Origin of the sequence: Brevibacterium metallidurans (assembly GCF_037101285.1) — a bacterium.
Lineage (GTDB): Bacteria > Actinomycetota > Actinomycetes > Actinomycetales > Brevibacteriaceae > Brevibacterium > Brevibacterium metallidurans.
Map to the genome: position 1 here is coordinate 76755 of NZ_BAAAAF010000001.1, position 21083 is coordinate 97837.

At 67.9% G+C, this 21083-nt stretch carries 18 protein-coding genes and 1 pseudogene; 11 read left to right on the plus strand and 8 right to left on the minus strand.

The window, feature by feature from the left end; genetic code table 11:
- Nucleotides 1-6: 6 nt before the first annotated feature.
- Complete coding sequence (locus AACX88_RS00385) at nt 7-939, minus strand: PhzF family phenazine biosynthesis protein (protein WP_339391122.1); 933 nt, start codon at nt 937-939, stop codon at nt 7-9.
- Nucleotides 940-1304: 365 nt separating this feature from the next.
- Here AACX88_RS00385 and AACX88_RS00390 point away from each other — a divergent pair, with 365 nt between their 5' ends.
- The 3 genes from AACX88_RS00390 to AACX88_RS00400 all read left to right on the plus strand — a co-directional run bounded on the left by AACX88_RS00390 (nt 1305) and on the right by AACX88_RS00400 (nt 5539).
- The gene (locus AACX88_RS00390; RefSeq protein ID WP_339391123.1) at nt 1305-2045 is read left to right on the plus strand and encodes a M50 family metallopeptidase; all 741 of its coding nucleotides are present in this window, start codon (nt 1305-1307) and stop codon (nt 2043-2045) included.
- 211 nt (nt 2046-2256) lie between these two features.
- Nucleotides 2257-2940, plus strand: a complete 684-nt coding sequence (locus AACX88_RS00395; RefSeq protein ID WP_339391124.1) for an HAD family hydrolase — start codon at nt 2257-2259, stop codon at nt 2938-2940.
- A gap of 223 nt (nt 2941-3163) precedes the next feature.
- The gene (locus AACX88_RS00400) at nt 3164-5539 is read left to right on the plus strand and encodes an HNH endonuclease signature motif containing protein (protein WP_339391125.1); all 2376 of its coding nucleotides are present in this window, start codon (nt 3164-3166) and stop codon (nt 5537-5539) included.
- A 214-nt stretch (nt 5540-5753) separates the two neighbouring features.
- Here AACX88_RS00400 and AACX88_RS00405 read toward each other — a convergent pair.
- A pseudogene (locus tag AACX88_RS00405) lies at nt 5754-7357 on the minus strand (nucleobase:cation symporter-2 family protein).
- A gap of 466 nt (nt 7358-7823) precedes the next feature.
- Here AACX88_RS00405 and AACX88_RS00410 point away from each other — a divergent pair.
- Nucleotides 7824-9233, plus strand: coding sequence for an 8-oxoguanine deaminase (locus AACX88_RS00410; RefSeq protein WP_339391126.1), 1410 nt, complete (start codon nt 7824-7826; stop codon nt 9231-9233).
- A gap of 42 nt (nt 9234-9275) precedes the next feature.
- Here AACX88_RS00410 and AACX88_RS00415 read toward each other — a convergent pair whose 3' ends face one another.
- The gene (locus AACX88_RS00415) at nt 9276-9749 is read right to left on the minus strand and encodes a hypothetical protein (RefSeq protein WP_339391127.1); all 474 of its coding nucleotides are present in this window, start codon (nt 9747-9749) and stop codon (nt 9276-9278) included.
- Between the two features lie 146 nt (nt 9750-9895).
- Between AACX88_RS00415 and AACX88_RS00420 the strand changes: the two genes are divergently transcribed.
- On the plus strand, nt 9896-10351 hold the full coding sequence (locus AACX88_RS00420) for a DUF2871 domain-containing protein (protein ID WP_339391128.1): 456 nt from the start codon (nt 9896-9898) through the stop codon (nt 10349-10351).
- 106 nt (nt 10352-10457) lie between these two features.
- Here AACX88_RS00420 and AACX88_RS00425 read toward each other — a convergent pair whose 3' ends face one another.
- Nucleotides 10458-11234 (minus strand): FadR/GntR family transcriptional regulator, encoded by a 777-nt coding sequence (locus AACX88_RS00425; RefSeq protein ID WP_339391129.1) that lies wholly within the window; start codon nt 11232-11234, stop codon nt 10458-10460.
- Nucleotides 11235-11347: 113 nt separating this feature from the next.
- Between AACX88_RS00425 and eat the strand changes: the two genes are divergently transcribed.
- The 6 genes from eat to AACX88_RS00455 all read left to right on the plus strand — a co-directional run bounded on the left by eat (nt 11348) and on the right by AACX88_RS00455 (nt 18187).
- Nucleotides 11348-12784 carry an ethanolamine permease gene (eat, locus tag AACX88_RS00430; RefSeq protein ID WP_339391130.1) on the plus strand — a complete coding sequence of 479 codons (1437 nt, stop codon included), beginning with the start codon at nt 11348-11350 and terminating at the stop codon, nt 12782-12784.
- Nucleotides 12785-12937: 153 nt separating this feature from the next.
- On the plus strand, nt 12938-14296 hold the full coding sequence (locus AACX88_RS00435; RefSeq protein WP_339391537.1) for a glutamine synthetase family protein: 1359 nt from the start codon (nt 12938-12940) through the stop codon (nt 14294-14296).
- A complete protein-coding gene (locus AACX88_RS00440; RefSeq protein ID WP_339391131.1) occupies nt 14277-15056 on the plus strand; it encodes a gamma-glutamyl-gamma-aminobutyrate hydrolase family protein in 780 nt (259 codons plus the stop codon). Before AACX88_RS00435 ends, AACX88_RS00440 begins: the two co-directional genes overlap by 20 nt.
- A gap of 14 nt (nt 15057-15070) precedes the next feature.
- Nucleotides 15071-16438 (plus strand): aldehyde dehydrogenase family protein, encoded by a 1368-nt coding sequence (locus AACX88_RS00445; RefSeq protein WP_339391538.1) that lies wholly within the window; start codon nt 15071-15073, stop codon nt 16436-16438.
- Nucleotides 16439-16578: 140 nt separating this feature from the next.
- Nucleotides 16579-17355, plus strand: a complete 777-nt coding sequence (locus AACX88_RS00450) for a 3-oxoacyl-ACP reductase (protein ID WP_339391132.1) — start codon at nt 16579-16581, stop codon at nt 17353-17355.
- A gap of 58 nt (nt 17356-17413) precedes the next feature.
- Nucleotides 17414-18187, plus strand: a complete 774-nt coding sequence (locus AACX88_RS00455) for a type 1 glutamine amidotransferase (protein WP_339391133.1) — start codon at nt 17414-17416, stop codon at nt 18185-18187.
- A gap of 53 nt (nt 18188-18240) precedes the next feature.
- On the opposite strand, the gene AACX88_RS00460 is transcribed toward AACX88_RS00455, so the two are convergent.
- From AACX88_RS00460 to AACX88_RS00475, 4 genes are all read right to left on the minus strand, one after another.
- The gene (locus AACX88_RS00460; RefSeq protein WP_339391134.1) at nt 18241-18987 is read right to left on the minus strand and encodes a hypothetical protein; all 747 of its coding nucleotides are present in this window, start codon (nt 18985-18987) and stop codon (nt 18241-18243) included.
- On the minus strand, nt 18984-19526 hold the full coding sequence (locus AACX88_RS00465) for a DUF6114 domain-containing protein (RefSeq protein WP_339391135.1): 543 nt from the start codon (nt 19524-19526) through the stop codon (nt 18984-18986). Before AACX88_RS00465 ends, AACX88_RS00460 begins: the two co-directional genes overlap by 4 nt.
- Nucleotides 19526-20131 (minus strand): DUF6230 family protein, encoded by a 606-nt coding sequence (locus AACX88_RS00470; protein WP_339391136.1) that lies wholly within the window; start codon nt 20129-20131, stop codon nt 19526-19528. Before AACX88_RS00470 ends, AACX88_RS00465 begins: the two co-directional genes overlap by 1 nt.
- A gap of 154 nt (nt 20132-20285) precedes the next feature.
- Nucleotides 20286-20927, minus strand: a complete 642-nt coding sequence (locus AACX88_RS00475; protein ID WP_339391137.1) for a GntR family transcriptional regulator — start codon at nt 20925-20927, stop codon at nt 20286-20288.
- Nucleotides 20928-21083 lie beyond the last annotated feature (156 nt).

Consider the following 21083-nt stretch of genomic DNA (forward strand, 5'->3'; position numbering starts at 1 on the left):
GGATCCTCACGCGACCACGGTGCCGGTGATGCACACGGTCGTCGGTCCGCCGACCCAGATGGTTGGGGCGGGAGCTTCGGCGTCGGTCGGTTCGGCGGTGCTCGCCTCGGCGGCTGGAGTCTCGACGGGTTCGCGTCTGATCGAGATGACTCCGGCGCGGCCGATCGCCGTGCCTTGGGTCGCGGTGTAGGAGTCGGGGACGAGGCCCTGGCCCGTGAGCCATTGGGCGACCGAGGCGTTGAGGCTGCCGGTGACGGGATCCTCGGCGACCCCGACGCCGGGGACGAAGGCGCGCACCTCGTACTCGTGCTCGGAGTCGGCCGGATGGGCGCCGACGACGCCGAGCTTGGCATCCGGGATCGCGGAGAAGTCGGGGGTGAGGGCGAGGACCTTCTCGGCGGAGTCGAGGCGCACGGCCGCCCAGCCGGGGCCGTTGTCGACCCACGCGTGATCGAGGATCTCGGCCCGGTCGATGCCCAGGGCCGTGGCGATCTGCGCGACGAATTCCTCGTCGAGGGGGCCCGAGCGGAGCAGGTCGGGGGCCGCGAACGCGAGTTCGGCGGTGAAGGGGGAGCCGGCAGGGGGACCGCTCTCTGATCCGCGTCGGAGTTCGACGAGGCCGACCCCGCACTCCTGGACGATGGAGTCGGCGCGCTGCGGGGTCCCGCCGGAGGCCAGCCACGCCGCGGCAGACCCGAGCGTCGGATGACCGGCGAAGGGAAGCTCGCGGGAGGGGGTGAAGATGCGCAGCCGGTAGTCGGCCCGGTCGTCGGTGGGTGGGAGGACGAACGTCGTCTCCGAGAGGTTGGTCCAGTTCGCGAACCGCGCCATGTCCTCATCGCTCAGACCCTCGGCGTCGAGGACGACGGCGACGGGATTGCCCCGGAAGGGAACGCGGGAGAAGACATCGACCTGGGCGAACGCGCGAGAGCGGGGCATGGGACTCCTCATCGTCTGGGCTGATCCGCTTCCATCGTAGACGGCGAAGCTCCGCGTTCTTCGACAGGCCCCCGGTCGACCGGAAGAAAGACGCCTTGTCGCCGAGGTGGGACGGTGTGGCCGCGGATGCGCGGATGCGCGGAGGCGGTGTGGCAGGGACGATGCTGAGCCGATGCCGAGCCGATGGAGGCGATCCGATGCTGAGCCGATGGTGGCGAGACGAGGCACAGCCGTTCCCGAGACGATGCTGGCGATCTCCTGAACAGGTCACTCAGATTCCGTTCCTAGACTGGGGTGCTCAGGCGGGAGTGTGTGCAGGCTCCGCCGACGATCTCACCGGCGACCGGGCCGAAGACGAGGTGACGATGGATCTCAGACAGGGCGTTGACACGTGGTGGACGGCCATCACCACGGGCTTCGGACGGGGGGACGGGCTCGAGCTCGGGCCCGTGCAGCTGCTCATCATCCTCGGCGTGCCCCTGGTCATCACGATGACCCCGGCGATCTGGCGGTTCTTCGGGCTCTTCGTCACCTTCGTCCACGAGCTCGGGCACGCGTTCGCCGCGCTCATGACCGGACGCATCGTGCGGGGGATCTCGCTCAACTTCGACCATTCGGGGCAGATGAACTCGTTCGGTCGGGTCGGGTTCTCGGCGACGTGGGCGGGATTCTGGGGATATCCGGCACCGGCGGTGCTCGGGCTCGTCCTCATCACCTCGGCGATCTACGGCTGGGCGCCCCTCGCGCTCTCACTCGGTGCGCTCGTCCTGCTCGTCGCCCTCATCTTCATCCGCAACGTCTCAGGCGTCGTCATCGCGGTGTGCACCGCGGTGGCCGCGCAGCTCCTTGTCGTCTTCCTCCCGCGCGAGGGCATCGCCGTCTTCGTCGCGGGCCTCGGCGTCGCGCTCGCCCTCGGTTCGCTCAAGGACCTCGTCAAGGTCATCCGCGTCCACACGCGCCGGCGCAACGTCCAGCAGTCGGATGCCTATATCCTCAGTCGCGGATCGGCGGTGCCGGCAGGCGGCTGGCTGACGCTCTTCGGCCTCGTCATCATCGGCTGCGCGCTGGGTTCGGCGGCCCTGCTGTGGTCGGCGTACCCGGTCTGACCTGGGAGTGGGCGGCGCGGTTCCCGCGGGTTCGGGGCCACCTCGGCGGACCTTCCTCGGCGGACCCACCTCGGCGGACCCACCTCGGCGGGGCCGGTCCCATTTCGACGGTGCCACCTCGGCGTATCCTGGGCCACCGCGACGGAGCCAGGACCACCTCCGCGGGCGCACCTCGGCGGTGCCACCTCGGCGGGGATGACAGAATCGAGCCATGGATCTGAGCCCGAAATTCGCTGCCGTGCTGTTCGACTGTGACGGCGTCCTCGTCGATTCCGAGAGCATCACCAACGGGGTGCTGCGGACGATGCTCGCCGAACTGGGATGGAACCTCTCGCCCGAGGAGGCGGTCACCCGATTCGTCGGCAAGATGCTGCGCGACGAGGCCGACGTCATCGAGGAGCACACCGGCTACCGCATCGACGCCGACTGGCTCACCGAGTTCCGCCGCCGACGCAACGTCGAACTCGACGCCCGTCTCGAGGCGATTCCCGGCGTCGTCGAGGCCGTGCGACTGCTCGAGCCGGTCTACCCGGGGAAGCTCGCGTGCGCGTCGAGCGCGGACCGACCCAAGATCGAGCTGCAGCTGAAGAAGATCGGCCTCTACGACGCCTTCGAGGGTCGGATCTTCTCCGGTATGGAGCTTCCCCGGTCGAAGCCGGCCCCCGACGTCTACCTCGCCGCCGCGCATGCTCTCGATGTCGATCCCGCCGAGGCGGCCGTCATCGAAGACTCCCCGACCGGAGTCATCGCGGGGCGGGCTGCGGGATCGTACGTCTTCGGGTTCTGCCCGCCGTCGCCGGTGCATCAGACGCCGGAGGTCCTGCTCGCCGCCGGTGCCGATGCGACCTTCGACTCGATGTCCGAGCTGCCGGGACTGCTCATGCGCGGAGGGTGAGTGCGCGGGCGATTCTGTCCACGAGTGAGGGGTAACGGGGCGGACGAAGGCGCCCGGGGCTGCCCCTTCAGCCTGCTGATTGATCGCCGAAAACGACTGAGCGTACTCAACTCAATGAGTTCGACGTTCGAAGAGATTTCGAAAAAGGGATTGACACGATTTGTGATGTGATCTAGACTGGGATCACAGATCCACACCGAAGTGGAAAGGCAGGTGACCAGCGATGACGGACCTCTCGAACCTTGACGGGGCTGGTTGCAGTGCTGCCGATGATGGTTGCCCGGATCGATCGCGGATCCCGCGCTTCGATGTCGACCCCGATTCCCCGTTCGCCGATGTCGTCTCGGTCTATGCCGCCCGTGACCGCGCGCATTTCGATGCGATGAGGACCACTGCCGGGCTGTTCCTCGACGAAGTCGTCGAGCACCTCCGCCTCCTCAATCCCCGGCCCGATGAGCCCTATGCGCATGCGTCGTTCATCGACACCGCCCACCGCTACGACCCACCCGAGAGCGGCGCGTCCGTAGACCCCTCGAAGCGTGATGCGTCTGCAGACGGTGTGACCGACGAGGAGGAGTCCTCGAACACCGACGGCCGTACCGACGAGGAGGAGTCCTCGAACGGGGACGGCATCACCGATGGCCCTGCCGGCGAATCAGCTGTTGGCTCCACCGGCGACGCAGCAGTCGCTGCAGCAGGAGTCGGCGCAGTTTCCCCGGTAACCGAGCATCTTCCGGGATTCCCGCGGTTCCGGCCGGACTCGACGTTCTACAACTGGGTGCACATGTACTCCCACACCGAGGACCTCGCCGAATTCGCCGCCGTTCTCGGCGCGACGACCACGCGCACCTACAGCCACGTCACGGCGTCGATGATCCTCGTCCACGGGCTGCCGCAGTTCTATCAGCGCTGCCTCGACGGCGAGTTCACCATCGAACACGTCAACGTCGCGACGCGGCTGTGCCAGGACGTGCGCTTCGCGCTGCTGCCGAACATCGACGACTACCTCGCCGGGAGGCGTGCCGACATCACCCCGGAGACGTTCGCGAAATCCCTGGGCACGCGGATCAATGCGATCCAGCCCGAACCCGATCGCACGAAGACGGCGCACGAGAAACGGCGGGTATCGATCACGACGTACCCCGACGGGACTGCGAGCGTCTCCCTCGTCGGACCCTCGGCAGACCTGCAGGCCTACTATCTGCGGATCGAAGCGTTCGCGAAGGCCATCCGCAACGGCAACACCGCTTGCTTCGCGGATCAGCTGCCTGAAGGCTCCGTCATCGACGACGATCGGGCGATCGACGCGCTGATGTTCGACATCGCCACCTGCACCCGACCCCAGGTGCGCCTCGAGGTCCTCGTTGCGGACACCGACACGGGGTCGACGACGACCCGGCAGATTCCGCTCGACCTCGAGCACGTCCGCAGTGTCGACGACATCAATGGGACCATCGCCGAGGCGGTCGACACCGCCACGAGCGCCCCATCCGGTAACAGCACCGCTGCGGCCGGCGGCACCGAATGCGCTGCACTCGACGGTGTGGGCTCGGATGCAGTCATCGAAAGCGGCACAGGCGCCAGCAGCAGTGAAGTCGCTGCCGCCGCCGACGGTATCGCCACCGACTTCGAGCTGGACTCCAGTTCGGTCGTCGATCGCGACGAACATGGTCGAAGCCGCGTCAAAGTGCTGCTGTCGATGCCGACCGGACCGTATTGGGTGAGCGTGCAGGCGAAGATGATCACCACCGTGCCGTGCATGAGCCTGCTCGGGCAGTCAGACCTGCCCGGCACATTCCCTGATGGGTCACCCATTCCGGCGGAGACGGCGAGAGCGATCGCAGGCCAGTGCTCGACATGGACACGAATCCTCACCGACCCGGCAACCGGGACACCGATCGACGCGAAGGCCAAGAGCTACTACATACCTCAATCGGTGCGGCAGACGCTTGTGACGAAATGGCAGAGATGCACGATGCCCGGCTGTCGACGGCGTGCGGAATCCGCTGAAGTCGACCACATCATCCCCTACAACCACGACGACCCGTCCGCGGGCGGACTGACGGTGTTCGGAAACCTCCACCCGTTGTGCAAGAAGGACCATCAGGCGAAGACCGATGGCAGGTTCTCGGTGACTATGAACGACTGCGGCGAACTGGAGTACCGATTCCCGCACGGAATCAGTGCGTCGGTGGCCGCAGGGGACAACCCTGTCAACATCGAGAACGCCCGGCTGATGGGCGACGCGGCCCAGAGGATGAACGGGAACGGCGGAAGGGCCCGGGTCGCTGGCGTTGGCGCGGGCATTGGTTCGGATGGAGACAGCGGGTCGGAGGGCGACGGCGGGTCGGAGGGCGACGGCGGCTTGTTTAGCGATGCAGTCACCCCTGCACCCGAACCGGGCGAGATCAGATTCGCCGAGGAGTGCCCGGGCCCCGAGGGAAGCGTCGGCAGTTCCGGGTGGGTGAGCGCGCCGGAAACCTCGCCGTGGCTGCTCCAGTGCCGTGAGGGTGAGGACACAGGCATCCGGGACTCGAGCTCTCAGAACTCGAGGGTACGGCGCTGGGTCTGGGACAGCGGCGAACCTCCGCCGTTCTGACAGAGCAATTCCTCAGTTATTCGACCAAGCCCGGTTGGTCACTCACTCCCACGACTCTCGACTGCAGGGTCAGATAACCGCATGACCGCATGACCCCTTAGGACCACTCAGAGGAGGACGGCCCAGTCAGTCTGACTGAGCCGTCCTCCTCTGCACCGCTCGCCACCTTCGACAGGCTCACCGACCCGGATCTCGGTGCTCGTGTCCTGGTCTCTCAGCGGTCGGGCGTCTCCGTCTCCTCGATGACCCGGCGGACATCGTCACGGGTCTTGACCTCGCCGCTGCGGACCGCCTCGGCGAGCTTCTCGTGCTGATCCTCGGTGACGACCGGGACCTCCTCGCCGTTGCAATCGACGACCTTGCCGTCCTTGATCGTGTCGCCCTCGGCGAGGATCGCCTCATGGTCGAGCAGCCGCTGGAGATCCTCCCTGCGTATGACCCTCCCCGTACCGGCGACGAACACCGAACGATCCGACCGGTCCTTCGTCTTCACGCCGATGTGGTTGAAGACGAGGTTGAGCAGGACTGCCATGATCGTCGCCGAGGAGATGCCCGAGTGGAGGATGATGCCGACCCACGACGGGAACGCGTTGTAGAACTCCGGTGCGACGACCGGGATGATGCCGAACGCCAGCGACACCGCGACGATGATCATGTTGAGGTTGCCCTCGTACTCGACCTTCGACAGAGTGCGGATGCCGGAGGCGGCGACCGTGCCGAAGAGCACGATGCCCGCACCGCCGAGGACCGGGGAGGGAATCGCAGCGACGACCCCGCCCATGACCGGCAGCAGACCGAGCACGACGAGGATCGCGCCACCGGCCGTGACGACGAAGCGCGACTTCACCCCCGTGATCGCGACGAGCCCGACGTTCTGCGCGAACGCCGACTGAGTGAACGAGTTGAACACCGGAGACACGGCGGAGGAGAGCATGTCGGCGCGCAGACCGTTGGCGATGCGCTTCGAATCGACCTTCGTCCGCACGATCTCACCGACGGCGATGATGTCGGCAGTGGTCTCGGCGAAGGTGACGATGATGACGATGAACATCGAGATGATCGCCGCCGCCGAGAACGTCGGCATGCCGAACGCGAACGGCTCCGGGAACGCGAAGATGCCCCGATCGAGGACCCGCGAGAAGTCCGCCCACCCGAAGATCAGGCACACCACGGTGCCGATGACGATGGCGAGGAGGATCGACAGCCGCGAGATCATCGCCACCGGGATCCGACTGAGCAGCAGCACGATGGCCAAGGTGCCGACCGCGATGAGGATGTTGCGCATGCTGCCGTAGTCGGGCGCCTCGGCGTTGCCGCCCATCGCCCACCCCGCAGCCACCGGCATGAGCGAGAGCCCGATCGTCGTGATCACCGTGCCCGTGACCACCGGTGGGAAGAACTTGACGATGAGTGCGAACCCGGGAGCGACGATGAGCCCGATGGCCGAGGCGACGATGACCGCCCCGAACACCTCCGGCAGCCCGTCCCCACCGGCGAGGATCGCCGTCATCGTGGCGACGCCGGCGAACGAGACGCCCTGGACCAGCGGCAGCTGCGACCCGAAGAACGGCACACCCCACGATGGAGGATCGTTGCGAGCCCGCCCATGAACAGACACGAGGCGATGAGGACGCTGATGCCCCCGTCATCGAGACCCGCGGCCTTGCCGATGATGAGGGGAACGGCGATGATCCCGCCGTACATCGTGAGGACGTGCTGCAGGCCGTACGCGAACGACGTGCCGACAGGCAGCCGCTCGTCCTCGGGACGCCGCGGCTTGCGCTGAGACTGCTTGGACACCGACATCTTCTTCTCCATTGAATTCCTGGCCGCGACCCGAAGCGCTGTGCTCTCGGGCGCGAACCTGCTGGCCGGTCGCTGGAGGCGCGGATGCGGCAGTGCACCCCGGGTCGGATGAGCTCAGATCATGAGCCCGGCCTGTGCCTCTGAGGATCGGATCGTACTTCCGGTGAGGGGGTCCCTCTGGCGACTATCACTTCCAACATGCGAAAGTATTTTTCCTTATCGCAGAATGCTAGGCGAAGGCTTCGGAGTTGGCAACCTGGATTCGTGATCCGGGACACATGCTAGAGTGCAGTCTTGTCGGTGTGAGTCCCACGCACAAATCGGCCGTCGAAATCGGCCGCATGGGACGCGGACACACACCCTCCGGCGGAGCAGCAGACGCCGTGAAACCTGAGCTGGCGGCCACGGCCCCAGCGTCGTCGCCGCACCCCCGGGCGGGCGAGCGCTCTCCCGCAGCACTCATCGAGAGGCGACTGAGATGTCCAGAATCTGGCTGCGCAATCCCCTGGCCGTCCACCTCGGCGGCGGCACTGAACCGAGCGGTGCCGGAACCGAACCCGACGCCGCCGGCGGCCTCGTCGTCGACACCGATACCGGCACCATCGTCGAACTCGTCCCCTCAGGCGGGGAGCCCGAGGGCTTCGGTGCCGGCGCCATCGACGAGGTCGTCGACGCGAGCGAGCACGTCATCACCCCGGGCCTCATCAACACCCACCACCACTTCTACCAGACCCTCACCCGCGCCTGGGCGCCAGTCGCCGACCTCCCGCTCTTCGGCTGGCTGCAGAACCTCTACCCGGTGTGGGCACGCCTGACACCGAAGGCCCTCGACCTCGCCACGACCGTCGCGATGGCCGAACTCCTCGAATCCGGGTGCACGACCGCCGCCGACCACCACTACCTCTTCCCGACCGGCATGGACGATGCCATCGACATCCAGGTCGACGTCGCCCGCCGGCTGGGCATGCGCGCGATGCTCACCCGCGGCTCGATGTCGCTGGGAGAGAAGGACGGCGGCCTCCCGCCGCAGCAGACCGTCCAGGACGCCGAGGTGATCCTCGCCGACTCCCGCCGCCTCGTCGAGACCTACCACGAACGCGGCGCCGGCGCGCAGATCCAGATCGGCCTCGCCCCGTGCTCGCCGTTCTCCGTGACCACCGACCTCATGCGCGAATCCGCGGCACTCGCGAACGAGCTCGACGTCCGCCTCCACACCCACCTCGCCGAAACGCTCGACGAAGAGGACTTCTGCCGCGAGCGCTTCGGCCTGCGCACCGTCGACTACCTCGACTCGGTCGGCTGGCTCAGCGACCGGACGTGGCTCGCCCACGGCGTGCACTTCGACGATGAGGAGATCGTCCGCCTCGGCGCGGCCGGGGTCTCCGTCGCCCACTGCCCGACGTCGAACATGCGCCTGGCCTCGGGCATCGCCCGCGCCGTCGAACTCGAGGACGCCGGGGTCGCCGTCGGCCTCGGCGTCGACGGCTCGGCCTCGAACGACGCCTCGAACCTCATCCGCGAAGTCCGTCAGGCCCTCTACATCCAACGCCTGCGCTACGGCGCCGAGGCGGTCACGTGCGACCGCGTGCTCGACTGGGCGACCCGCGGCTCGGCAGCAGCGCTCGGGCGCACCGACATCGGTCGCATCGCCGTCGGCGCGCAGGCCGACCTCGCGCTCTTCCGCCTTGACGGCCTCGCGTTCTCCGGGTCCCACGACCCGATCCCCGCCCTCGTCCTCTGCGGTGCGGAACGCGCCGACCGGGTGATGATCGCCGGTGACTGGCGCGTCATCGACGGCAACGCGATCGGCGCCGACGGGCAGGCACTCGACAAGGAGGCGCTCATCGCCGCCCACCAGGAGGAGGCGCGCCGACTCGTCGCAGGGTGATCGCGCGTCTGTTCAGCAGGGACGTCCTCGGCGGGGACTCGGTCAGCGGGGGAGGCGGAAGACCTCACGCAGGTGGTCGCCGGTGAGGAAGTCGCCGATGCCGATCATGATGAGGCTGAAGACGATCTGCTCGGTGATCATCCAGCCCGGGTAGAGGCCGGGGATCGCGGCCATGACCAGGGTGATGATCGGGAAGATCTTCGTGAACAGACGCAGCCGCTGGTACCCCCAGTAGAAACCCTTCGTTGCCCGCCAGAAGAAGTAGAACAGGGTGATCGTCATGCCGAGGACGACCACCGTGCGCATCCACACAGCGAACGGGACCGCGTCCCCCGCCTCGGCGAAGGCAATAGCCACACCCACGGCACCGAGGCCGATGACGAGTTCGAGGACGAGCAGCCAGAGGATCCAGCGGAACGCCGTCGTCGTCTTCGGGTTGTCAAGACCCTCGCGGGCGACGACGACATCGGCCTTGCGGCCCCCGGCGATGCGGTCGATGCGGGTGAAGAGACTCATGGGCTCAGGCTAACGCCGCACGCGCCCCGATCCGCGCCGTTTCGGGCCTGGGAGCCCTGTGAGACGAAACATCAATCGGAAGTTGGGGACAGGTTTCCATCCTTGTGGTCATGACGCGACCCGCCTGCGCCTGATGAGGTGGAAGCATGACAAAGATCTTCACCGCAGCATTCGCGTACATGATCGCCGGAGTCCTCTCGGGACTCTTCTACCGCGAGTTCACGAAGGCCAACGACTTCCCGTCCGGCGACTTCACGCAGCTCGGGCTCGTCCACACCCACCTGCTCACCCTCGGCTTCATCGTCCTCCTCCTCGTCCTTGCCCTCGACAAGGCCTTCGGCCTCTCCGGGACGCGGATGTTCACGTGGTTCTTCGCCACGTACAACGTCGGCGTCATCATCACCTCGGCGACGATGGTCTGGCACGGCAGCCTCACCGTGCTCGGGCACGAGTCCAATGCGATGATCTCCGGGATCGCCGGCCTCGGCCACATCAGCCTCACCGTCGGACTCGTCCTCTTCTTCCTGCTCCTGCGCAAGCGGGTCGTCGCCGCGAGCGCCGCTCGGCAGAGCGCGCCCGAGGCGGCCGGACTCAGCCGGTGAGCGGCTGCTGGCTGATGACCCACCCGGACTGATCGGCATCGTCGTCACCATCGGCCCACCGGCCGCACTGTCAGATGCACGGGCCTGCCAGATGGATTGGTCGGGCCTACTTCCCCTCGAGGAAACCGCGCAGCAGCTGCTCGGTGCCCTCGGCGTGCTGGGCGGCCAGGGTCGCCGCCGCCTCGGCGTCGTGATCGAGGATCGCCTCGACGAGGCGGGCGTGCTGCGCACACGAATGCTCGACGTTGGTGTGGATGAACGGGATCCGATCGAGCAGCGCGTTGATCCGGTCGCGCGTCGTCGCCGCCGCCTGTGTGAGCGACGGGATCCCCGTGAGCTCGGCGATCGTGAGATGGAACCGCGCGTCGAGGGCGCGGAACTGCTCGATGTCCTCGGCCGAGGACCCCAAGGGCATCCAGCACCGCTGCTCCGCGGCGACGAGCGTCTCCCGTTCGGCCTCGCTGAGATCCCTGCCGGCGACGATCCGGGCGGCCGCGGTCTCGAGGATGAGCCGGAACCGCACCGCATCATCGAGCTCGCCGAGGTCGATGCCCGCATCCGTGTCCGCGCTCGGCAGCGCGGTGACGACGGTTCCCCCGTACCTGCCGCGCCGGACGCTGACGACCCCGGCGATCTGCAGCTCGCTCAGCGCCTGCCGCAGGGTCGCCCGGGAGACGTTGATCTGCGCGGCGAGCTCGCGTTCGGGAGGCAGCTTGTCCCCGACGAGGTACTTGCCCAGCCGGATCGCCCGCAGCAGCTCAGCGATCGTGTGCTCGAAGACATTGCCCCCGCGCAGCCGAGGCGGACGGCCCGCCGCCTCGGCGCCGGAACCTGTGCCCTCACGGCCGCTCTCACGGCTGCCGTCGTCGTCGTTCCGATCCACGTCCACCTCTTCACACTAACCTCGGCGAACCCTTGACACCGTGATCTGGGTCATACTACATTCGACCTCAGCCAATGGTCTGATTGTGATCCATTGAACGTGATGGGGCGGATATGAGCAAGAACATCGAGTACGGCAACGTCGACGAGCACTATCTCGAGAAGCGGCAGCTGAAGAAGGGCGCGGCCGGGTGGATCCTGCTCGCCGGCCTCGGCGTCGCCTACGTCATCTCCGGGGACTTCTCCGGGTGGAACCTCGGCCTCGCGGAAGGCGGCTGGGGCGGCCTGCTCATCGCCTTCCTCCTCATGGGGCTCATGTACGTGTGCATGGTCTTCGGTCTGGCCGAACTCTCCTCGACCCTGCCGACGGCCGGCGCCGGATACGGCTTCGCCCGGCGCGCGCTCGGTCCGCTCGGCGGCTTCGCCACCGGCATGGCGATCCTCATCGAATACACGATGGCTCCGGCGGCGATCTCGACATTCATCGCCGGCTACGTCCAAGCGCTCGGCATCCTCCCCGAATCGGTGCCGACGTGGACGATCTACCTCGCCGCGTATGCGATCTTCGTCGGCATCCACCTGTGGGGCGTCGGCGAGGCGCTGCGCCTGATGTTCGTCATCACCGCGATCGCCGTCATCGCCCTCATCGTCTTCGTCGTCGCCGCCGTCGGCCACTTCGACGCGAGCAACCTCTTCGACATCGAACCGACAGCCGCCCTGGGGTCGAGCGCCTTCCTGCCCATGGGCATCAGCGGCCTGCTCGCCTCCCTCGTCTTCGGCATCTGGTTCTTCCTCGCAATCGAGGGCGTCCCCCTGGCCGCCGAAGAATCGGCCGACCCGAAGCGGGACATGCCGCGCGGCATCATCACGGCCATGGCCATCCTCGTCGTCTTCGGCGCCCTCATGCTCCTCCTCGTGCCCGGCATCGCCGGCGCCGCGGCCATGGGCGAATCCGACAACCCGCTGCCCGAGGCGCTGCGATACGTCTACGGTGACAACTCGTGGCTGGCGACCTTCGTCAACTGGGCGGGCCTGGCCGGGCTCATCGCGAGCTTCTTCTCGATCATCTTCGCCTACTCCCGCCAGCTCTTCGCGCTCTCCCGCGCCGGCTACCTGCCGAAGTGGCTGTCGCTGACCGGCAAGCGCAAGACCCCCGTGCTCGCGCTCATCGTCCCCGGCACGATCGGCTTCCTCATCGCCGTCCTCTCCGGCGGCAACGGCGGAGTCCTGCTCAACGTCGCGGTCTTCGGCGCCACCGTCTCCTACGTCCTGCTCAACCTCTCCCACATCCGCCTGCGCTTCAAGGAGCCCGACCTCCCGCGCGGCTACCGCACCCCCGGCGGTGTGGTGACCACGGGCATCGCCCTCGTCCTCGCCTCGGTGGCGGTCGTCGCGACGTTCTTCGTCGACATCCTCGCCGCCGCGATCGCCGCCGGCGTCTTCCTCATCGCACTCGCCTACTTCTGGTTCTACTCCCGCCACCACCTCGTCGCGAGCGCCCCCGAAGAGGAGTTCGCCCAGATCGAGGCCGCCGAGAGCGAACTCAAATAGCCCGGCAGGCCAGCCCACCCGCCGACTCGCACAGACTCACACCGACCCACACTGACTCACACCGACGCACTCAACCTGACGAGAACAGAGGTACCACCCATGGCAGATCTCACCACCGGCACGGCCGCACCGCAGCGGACGACCCGCGGGTCGATGCAGGCGAAGCCGCTCACCCTCGACGAACTCCGGCGGCTGACCGAGGAGGGCACGATCGACACCGTCGTCGTCGCCGTCACCGACGCGCAGGGCCGGCTGCAGGGCAAACGGCTGGGCGCGCAGTTCTTCCTCGATGACGTCGCCGGACACGGCTCCGAGGCGTGCAACTACCTGCTCGCCGTCGACGTCGACATGAACACCGTCGACGGCTACGAGATGTCCTCGTGGGAGACCGGGTACGGCGACATGGTCATGGAGCCCGACCTCGCGACCCTGCGCCTCATCCCGTGGCAGCCGGGCACGGCCATGGTCAACTGCGACCTCACGTGGACGAACGGGGACTCGGTCACCGCCTCCCCACGACAGATTCTCAAGAGGCAGCTCGACCGCCTCGCCGAGGCGGGGATGAGCGCCCACGTCGGCACCGAACTCGAGTTCATCACCTTCGACACGAGCTACGAGGAGGCCTTCGACTCCCGGTACCAGGGGATGACCCCGGCGAACCAGTACAACGTCGACTACTCCCTGCTCGGCACCGCTCGCGTCGAACCCCTGCTGCGCGACATCCGCAACTCGATGGCCGGGGCCGGACTCTACGTCGAGGGCGCGAAGGGCGAATGCAACTTCGGCCAGCACGAGATCACCTTCCGCTACCAGCAGGCCCTCAAAGCCTGCGACGACCACGCGGTGTACAAGAACGGGGCGAAGGAGATCGCCGCCCAGCACGGCAAGTCGATCACCTTCATGGCCAAGTACGACCAGAAGGAGGGCTCGTCGTGTCACATCCATCTGAGCTTCCGGTCCGCCGCCGGCGACATGGTCATGGCCGGTGACGGCGAGCACGGCTTCTCCCCGCTCATGGAGCACTTCATCGCGGGCCAGCTCGCCTGCATCGAGGACTTCACGTACTTCTTCGCCCCTAACATCAACTCCTACAAGCGCTTCGTCGAGGGGTCCTTCGCTCCCACGGCCGTGGCCTGGGGCTTCGACAACCGCACGTGCGCGTTCCGGGTCGTCGGACACGGACCGTCCCTGCGCGTCGAATGTCGGGTGGGCGGTGCCGACCTCAACCCGTACCTCGCCGCGGCCGCGCTCATCGCCGCGGGCCTCCACGGGATCGAGAACGAGCTCGAGCTGCCTCCCATCACCGAAGGCAATGCGTACACGACGGGGGCGAAGCGTCTGCCGACGACGCTCACCGGTGCCCGCGACCTGCTCGAGGACTCGGCGATCGCGAAGGAGGCGTTCGGCGAGGACGTCGTGCGCCACTACGTCCACGCCGCCGACATCGAACTCGACGCCTACAACGCGACCGTGACCGACTGGGAGAGGATCCGTGGCTTCGAACGTCTCTGACCCCACTCCCGTCATCGGGATCACCTCGTACCTCCAGCAGGCCCAATGGGGAGTCTGGGACGCCGAGGCGGCCCTCATCCCCGCCGACTACGTCCGCATGGTCGCCGGCTGCGGGGCGATCCCCGTCCTCCTGCCCCCGCACGGGCAGACGCCGGCGGTCCTCGACCGGATCGACGGGCTGATCATCGCCGGAGGAGCCGATATCGCCGCCGAGGCGTACGGTGAGATCGCGCACGAGCGCACCGGATCCCAGCCCTACCGGGACGCCTCGGAGTTCATGCTGCTCGCAGGTGCCCGGGAGCGCGGACTGCCGGTGCTCGGGATCTGCCGCGGCCTCCAGGTCATCAACGTCGCCGCCGGCGGCAGCCTCATCCAGCACCTGCCCGAGGTCGTCGGCCACACCGACTACCAGCCGAGCCCCGGCGTCTACGGCGAGGTCGAGGTGACCACCGAGCCCGGCAGCCTCGCCCGCGAGGTCCTCGGGGAGGCGACCACGGCACCCTGCTATCACCATCAGGCGGTCGACCGCCTCGGCGAGGGACTCACCGTCACCGCGCGCAGCGCCGACGGACTCATCGAAGCGATCGAACAGGATTCCTCCCCGGCCGGCGCTGCGGGGGAGAATGGATGGCTGCTGGCGGTGCAGTGGCATCCCGAGCACAACCCCGACGATGCGCGCGTCGTCGCCGCCCTCGTCGCGGCGGCGGGGGACCGTCTCGCGGGGACGGGGCAGCGCCTCGGCGAGGAGATCACAACGTGAAGGAGAGCACCGAATTGAGCACGTACACCGTCGTCAACCCGGCCACGGAGGTCTCGATCGCCGAGGTGGAGCTCGCGGATCTCGCGGCCACCGACCGGGCGATCGCGCGGGCCGCAGAGGCCTATGAGACCTGGCGGCACGTCGCCCCCGGCGACCGGGCCAGGCTGCTGCGGCGCTTCGCGGACGCCGTCGACGACGCGATCGACGAACTCGCTGCCCTCGAGGTCGCCAACGCCGGGCACACGATCTCGAACGCGACGTGGGAGGCGGGCAACGTCCGCGACGTCATCGAGTACTTCGCGGCGATGCCCGAACGCCTCTTCGGCCGGCAGATCCCCGTCGACGGGGGCGTGAACATCACGTTCGCCGAACCGCTCGGGGTCGTCGGGGTCATCGTGCCGTGGAACTTCCCGATGCCGATCGCCTCATGGGGGTTCGCGCCCGCGCTCGCCGCCGGCAACACCGTCGTCCTCAAGCCCGCGGAGATCACCCCGCTCACGGCGATCCGGATCGGCGAACTCGCCCGTGAGGCCGGCATCCCCGAGGGTGTGCTCACGGTCATCCCCGGCAAGGGCTCGGTCGTCGGAGAGCGCTTCGTCACCCACCCGGCGGTGCGGAAGGTCGTCTTCACCGGCTCGACCGAGGTGGGCAAGCGGATCATGGCCGGGTGTGCGGCGCAGGTGAAGAACCTCACCCTCGAACTCGGGGGCAAGAACTCGAACATCGTCTTCGACGACGCCGACATCGCCGCGGCCGCGGCCGCAGCCCCCGGCGGGGTCTTCGACAACTCGGGTCAGGACTGCTGTTCGCGTTCCCGTCTGCTCGTCCAGCGCGGCGTCTACGACGATTTCATGGCGGCCCTCGAGACCGCTGTCGGGGACTTCGCGGCCGCGGATCCGACCCTGCCGGACACGGCGATGGGCCCGCTCGTCACCGCCGCCCACCGGGACAAGGTCGCCGCCTACGTAGACGCCGGCGAGGTCGCATTCCGGGGAACGGCGCCGGAGGGGCCCGGCTTCTGGTTCCCGCCGACCGTGCTCACCCCGGGCTCGACGTCCACCGCCGACTTCACCGAGGAGATCTTCGGGCCCGTGCTCTCGGTCGTGCCCTTCGACACCGAGGCCGATGCCCTGCGGATCGCCAACGACACCGAGTACGGGCTCTCCGGTTCGATCTGGACGAACAGCCTCGACCGGGCGATGCGGGTCTCCCGCGGTGTCGAGGCCGGCAACCTCTCGGTCAACTCGCACGCCTCGGTCCGGTACTGGACGCCCTTCGGCGGGTTCAAGCAGTCGGGCCTCGGCCGGGAGCTCGGACCCGATGCGGTCGCGAGCTTCACCGAGACGAAGAACGTCTTCTTCGCGACCCGGCCGGCGGACTGAGACCAGCCCCTGCGGACGGCGCCCGGCCTCGGCGGACTGTCTCCGGCCTCGGCGGGGCCGGCCCACCAGCACTGACACTTCATCACCACTGACTCTGCACCACCACTGACACTGCACCACATCGGAACTCAAGGAGAACCATGACCACTGCGGCAACTCGACTCAAGGACAAGGTCTGCGTCATCACCGGGGGCGCCTCCGGACTCGGCCTGGCCAGCGCGCGGCGGCTCGTCGAGGAGGGGGCGAAGGTCGTCATCGCCGACCTCGACGAGGTCCGCGGGCAGGAGATCGCCGAGGAGCTCGGCGGACTGTTCGTGCGCACGAACGTCGCCGAGGAGGAGGACGTGAAGAACCTCTTCGCGACCACCGTCGAGCACTTCGGGCGCGTCGACGTCGCCTTCAACAACGCCGGCATCAACCCCACCGACGACAATTCGATCCTCACCACCGACCTCGCGGCCTGGCAGAAGGTGCAGACGGTCAACCTCACCTCGGTGTTCCTCTGCTGCAAGTACGCGCTCACGCACATGGTCGCCCAGGGGTCGGGTTCGATCATCAACACGGCCTCGTTCGTCGCGCTCATGGGGGCCGCGACCTCGCAGATCTCGTACTCGGCCTCGAAGGGCGGGGTGCTCTCGATGAGCCGCGAACTCGCCGTGCAGTTCGCGAAGGAGGGCATCCGCGTCAACGCCCTGTGCCCGGGACCGGTGAACACGCCGCTGCTGCGCGACCTCTTCGCCGCCGACCCCGTCCAGGCGCAGCGCCGCCTCGTCCACGTGCCCGGCGGTCGCTTCGGCGAGCCGGAGGAGATCGCCGCTGCCGTTGCCTTCCTCGCCAGCGACGACTCGACGTTCGTCAACGCCTCGGCATTCACCGTCGATGGCGGTATCACCTCGGCGTACGTCACCGCCGAGTGACAATGCCGGGGCCCTCGTTTGGGCGGTGGCGCGGACCTCGAGTGAGGAGAATGGCGGGATGAAGATCCTCGTGGTCGAACATGAGCGGGGGACCGGTCCCGAACGCTTCGGGGAGTGGCTTGAGGAGGCCGGCGCCGAGGTGGTCGTCGTTCGTCCGTACCTCGGCGAGGCGATCCCGATGGCTGAGTCCGGGTCCCTCGGAGCCGGCGGCAGCGACCGCGGGGCCGCGGGTGGTCTCGGCGAGTACGCGGCCCTCCTTGTCCTCGGCGGTGCCGCCGGACCACTCGAGGACGCCGCGAACCCGTGGTTTCCGCAGGTGAGGGACCTGCTGCGGCGCTCAGCCGGAGGTGAGTTCCCGAGCTTCAACATCTGCCTCGGCGGGGAGCTGCTCGCCGCGGCCGCCGATGCGCCGATCTCCCGGCGGGAGCGCCCGCAGATCGGGATCTACGATCTGGCGACCACCTCGGCGGGGGATGCGGATCCCGTCTTCGCGGCCCTGTCGGGGACGACGATTCCCGCGGTGCTCTTCCACCAGGAGGAGATGGCGCTGCCCGAGAACGCGGAGCTGCTCGTCACCGGGTCGGACGCTCCCGTGCAGGGGTTCCGGGTCGGCGAATTCGCGTGGGGGACCCAGTTCCACCCGGAGACGGATGTCGCGCAGATCCAGCGGTGGTTGGGTTCGGCGTCGCTCACTCTGCCGGAGGGGAAGACACAGGAATCGATCGCCGAGGAGCTGCGCGAGGCCGATGCGGAGCTCGTGGATGTGGGGCGCACGCTCGCCCGCAGCTTCGTCGACTATCTGCGCTCGCGGGAGAGCCGCACCGCGGGGTGAGGGCGATGCGGCTCTGCCATGGCGAACGTCCCGGCTGACCGCGGTACGGCCGGCTACGGTGCGACGATCTTCTGGTCGGTGTTGCTGTAGGTGATCGAATCGGCCATCGAGCCGACGAGGCCCATCGTCACCCGCACCAGGCCCGGTTCGACGTCGTCGAGCGGGGGCGGGGTGTCGGTGCCGATGGTCAGCGACTTCCCGCCCTTCGTCGTGGCCGTGATCGACCCGAGGTAGACGCTGACGTCGCCCTTGAGTGTCATCTCGTCGGCCTTCGTCACGAGCCCCGGCTCACCCGGAGGGCGCACCGTGAGCGAGAACCCGGAGATCGTGATCGACTCCGCGGTGATCTTCAGGGTGCGGATGGACCCGCCGTCGGCAGTGGGCACATCGACGATGGAGACCCCGCTCAGACCGGTGAACGACAGCGCCTTCGACCCCATCGAAGCCGGGGTCTTCGCGAAGACCGGGGCATCGTCGTCCCGCTCGGCCTCGACCGGGGCGGTCGGGGTCTGGGTGGGTGACGGCGGGGCGGTTGTTCCTGGCGGGTCCGTCGGTGACTCCGAGGGCGTGCCGATGCCCGGTGACTCGGTGCCCGGTGACGCTGGATCCGTGGTCGGATCCGTGGTCGGTCTGCCGAGACCGGGACCGGACGCCGAAAGCCGCTGACACGGGGCCTGCGGAGTGCACGGTGATCCTCCGGTCGCCTCGACGTCCTCGGCGGCGACTGCCGTCGATGCGCCCAGCGCCATCGGACCTGTGAGCGCGAGTGCCGCGAGGAGCGCCGCCGCGCGGGCCCTCATGCAGTCTCCGCGTCGTTCGACGACACCGTCTCTGCTGCCGATTCAGCCCTGACTGCCGGCCCGGCCTTGGCTGCCGACTCTGCCGATGTTCGCCTGCGCCGTCGTTCGGACCGGGACTCGCGCGGTCCCATCCACGCGACGACGAGCACGGCGCCGACGCTCGCGAGCAGCATGCCGAGGACGAACCCGCCGAGGTTGACCCCGATGAGCGAATAGACGGCGATGATGAGCGCGAGGATCCCGTAGAACACATGATGGACGGGCATTGCGATCGCGAGCACGCCGAGGAGGACGAGGGCGATCGGGATGATCGTCGCCTGCAGTCCTTCGATGCCGAACTGGACCTGGATCCTCCCCGTGTCGAGCTGACCGGAGAAGAAGAGCTCGATCCCGCCGAGGACGACGAGCAGCCCGCCGATGAACGGCCGTTGCCGACGCCACAACCGGAAGCGGGCGGTGCGCCCGTTCTGCTCGGCTCGCTCAGTGCGCTCGTTTCGCTCGGCGTCGTGGCGGCTGCGTCGTGTCTGTGCGCTCGCCATCAGAAGCACGTCTTCGAGCCGTCGGTGAGCTCGAGTTTCATCCCCTTGAGGGTGAAGACCGAGGCCTGGGTGCTCCACGCCGTCTGCTCGAGACCCTTGATCGAGATCGTGTCGGAGTCCTGCGCGAAGTCACCCGCCGTGCCCTTGGCCTTCGTGTTGACGTCCGAGGCGTCGACGCCGATGCGGATGTTCGTGAACTCGGCGTCGCCCTTGAGCCCGGTCATCCCGATCTGCAGGTCGCTGGCCGTGGCCGGTTCGCCGTCGCCGCCGGCGGTGATGAGCACGCCGACCTTGCCGAGCGGGGTGTTCGTCACCGCCGATTGGCAGAGATCACTGAGTTCGGCGCTCTTGATGTTGGCGATGGCGACGGTGTGCTTGCCCTTCTCGGAGTCCTCGGCGACACCGCCGTACTGGGAGAACCCGGTGCCCTCGAGCTGCGAGGCGCTGATCTGGAACTGACTTCCCGAGACCGAGAACGAGACCGGCACCGCGCCCTGCGCGACACCGCCCATCAGACCGGCGGAGACGATGCCGGCGGGAATCGCGACGAGGGCGATCCGACCGGCATACGACGAGGTGAGCGAGCGGAACTTGGGGAACTTCATCGATCCTCTTCCCGACGCCGACATCTGTGTCAGCGCCTCAAATGTGACGTAAGTTACTACGGGGTGTTACTGCCGAGTATATCGATCGACCTTTCAGCGTCAACACCTCTCGCCTTGTCGGTATGCGGGCGTCGGATGGGGGCTGCCCCTGCCCTCACCCCTCGAGGACGGACCAGTTCTCCCTGGTCAGGTCGACGGCGCGGTCGTGGTCGCCGGCACGGATCGCGGCGAGGATCTCGACGTGCTGTTCGGGGGAGGCCGAACCCTTCTCCGAATCGAAGTGCAGGTATTCGGCGCGGCGCAGGGTCGCGGTGACGACCTCGAGGTGGTCAAGAATGAGCGGATTGCCGCTGCGGGTGAGTGCCACTGCGTGGAAGTCGTCGTCGGCGGTGATGGCCGCTTCGCTGTCGGATGCCACGAGCGCCGCCTGCAGCCGCTCGTTCGCCTCCTCCATCTCGTTCAGGTCATCGGCATCGAGGTGGGGGAGGGCCAGCCTCATCCCCAGGGCGTGGAGTTCGGCCGCGATCTGGCGGGCATTGATGATCGCGGCGGGGTTCTCAGGTGCGACGCGGGTCATTTTCCCCGGCTCGGCGACGACGAGGCCGGCCTGGGCGAGGCGCTGGAGGGCCTCGCGCACGGGGGTCCGGGAGACCCGCAGCCACGCCCCGAGCTCCTGATCGCGCAGCTGCTCTCCCGGCGCCAGCTGACCGCGGATGATCGCATCACGGATCGACCGGTAGACGTCGTCGCGGAGCAGCGTCCGGTGCGGGATCGGTGACGCCTGAGGTATCGGCACGGCTGCTCTCCCTGTCTGTGCGGTGACGGCTCGGCGACCAGCCCCCGTGAATCCTGGAATGTGGGATGGCCGGTCGGTCCCCATTGTAGCGAGCACCAGAATGCAATATATTGCATATCGTGAGGTGGGTCTCAACGAGGAGACCCATCCACCTCC

Coding starts and splice junctions, on each gene's coding strand:
- AACX88_RS00395 (WP_339391124.1), top strand. CDS start 2,257: ATGGATCTGAGCCCGAAATTCGCTGCCGTGCTGTTCGACTGTGACGGC.
- AACX88_RS00460 (WP_339391134.1), bottom strand. CDS start 18,987: ATGAGGGCCCGCGCGGCGGCGCTCCTCGCGGCACTCGCGCTCACAGGT.
- AACX88_RS00385 (WP_339391122.1), bottom strand. CDS start 939: ATGCCCCGCTCTCGCGCGTTCGCCCAGGTCGATGTCTTCTCCCGCGTT.
- AACX88_RS00410 (WP_339391126.1), top strand. CDS start 7,824: ATGTCCAGAATCTGGCTGCGCAATCCCCTGGCCGTCCACCTCGGCGGC.
- AACX88_RS00470 (WP_339391136.1), bottom strand. CDS start 20,131: ATGAAGTTCCCCAAGTTCCGCTCGCTCACCTCGTCGTATGCCGGTCGG.
- AACX88_RS00465 (WP_339391135.1), bottom strand. CDS start 19,526: ATGGCGAGCGCACAGACACGACGCAGCCGCCACGACGCCGAGCGAAAC.
- AACX88_RS00415 (WP_339391127.1), bottom strand. CDS start 9,749: ATGAGTCTCTTCACCCGCATCGACCGCATCGCCGGGGGCCGCAAGGCC.
- AACX88_RS00435 (WP_339391537.1), top strand. CDS start 12,938: ATGCAGGCGAAGCCGCTCACCCTCGACGAACTCCGGCGGCTGACCGAG.
- AACX88_RS00450 (WP_339391132.1), top strand. CDS start 16,579: ATGACCACTGCGGCAACTCGACTCAAGGACAAGGTCTGCGTCATCACC.
- AACX88_RS00400 (WP_339391125.1), top strand. CDS start 3,164: ATGACGGACCTCTCGAACCTTGACGGGGCTGGTTGCAGTGCTGCCGAT.
- AACX88_RS00420 (WP_339391128.1), top strand. CDS start 9,896: ATGACAAAGATCTTCACCGCAGCATTCGCGTACATGATCGCCGGAGTC.
- AACX88_RS00455 (WP_339391133.1), top strand. CDS start 17,414: ATGAAGATCCTCGTGGTCGAACATGAGCGGGGGACCGGTCCCGAACGC.
- AACX88_RS00390 (WP_339391123.1), top strand. CDS start 1,305: ATGGATCTCAGACAGGGCGTTGACACGTGGTGGACGGCCATCACCACG.
- eat (WP_339391130.1), top strand. CDS start 11,348: ATGAGCAAGAACATCGAGTACGGCAACGTCGACGAGCACTATCTCGAG.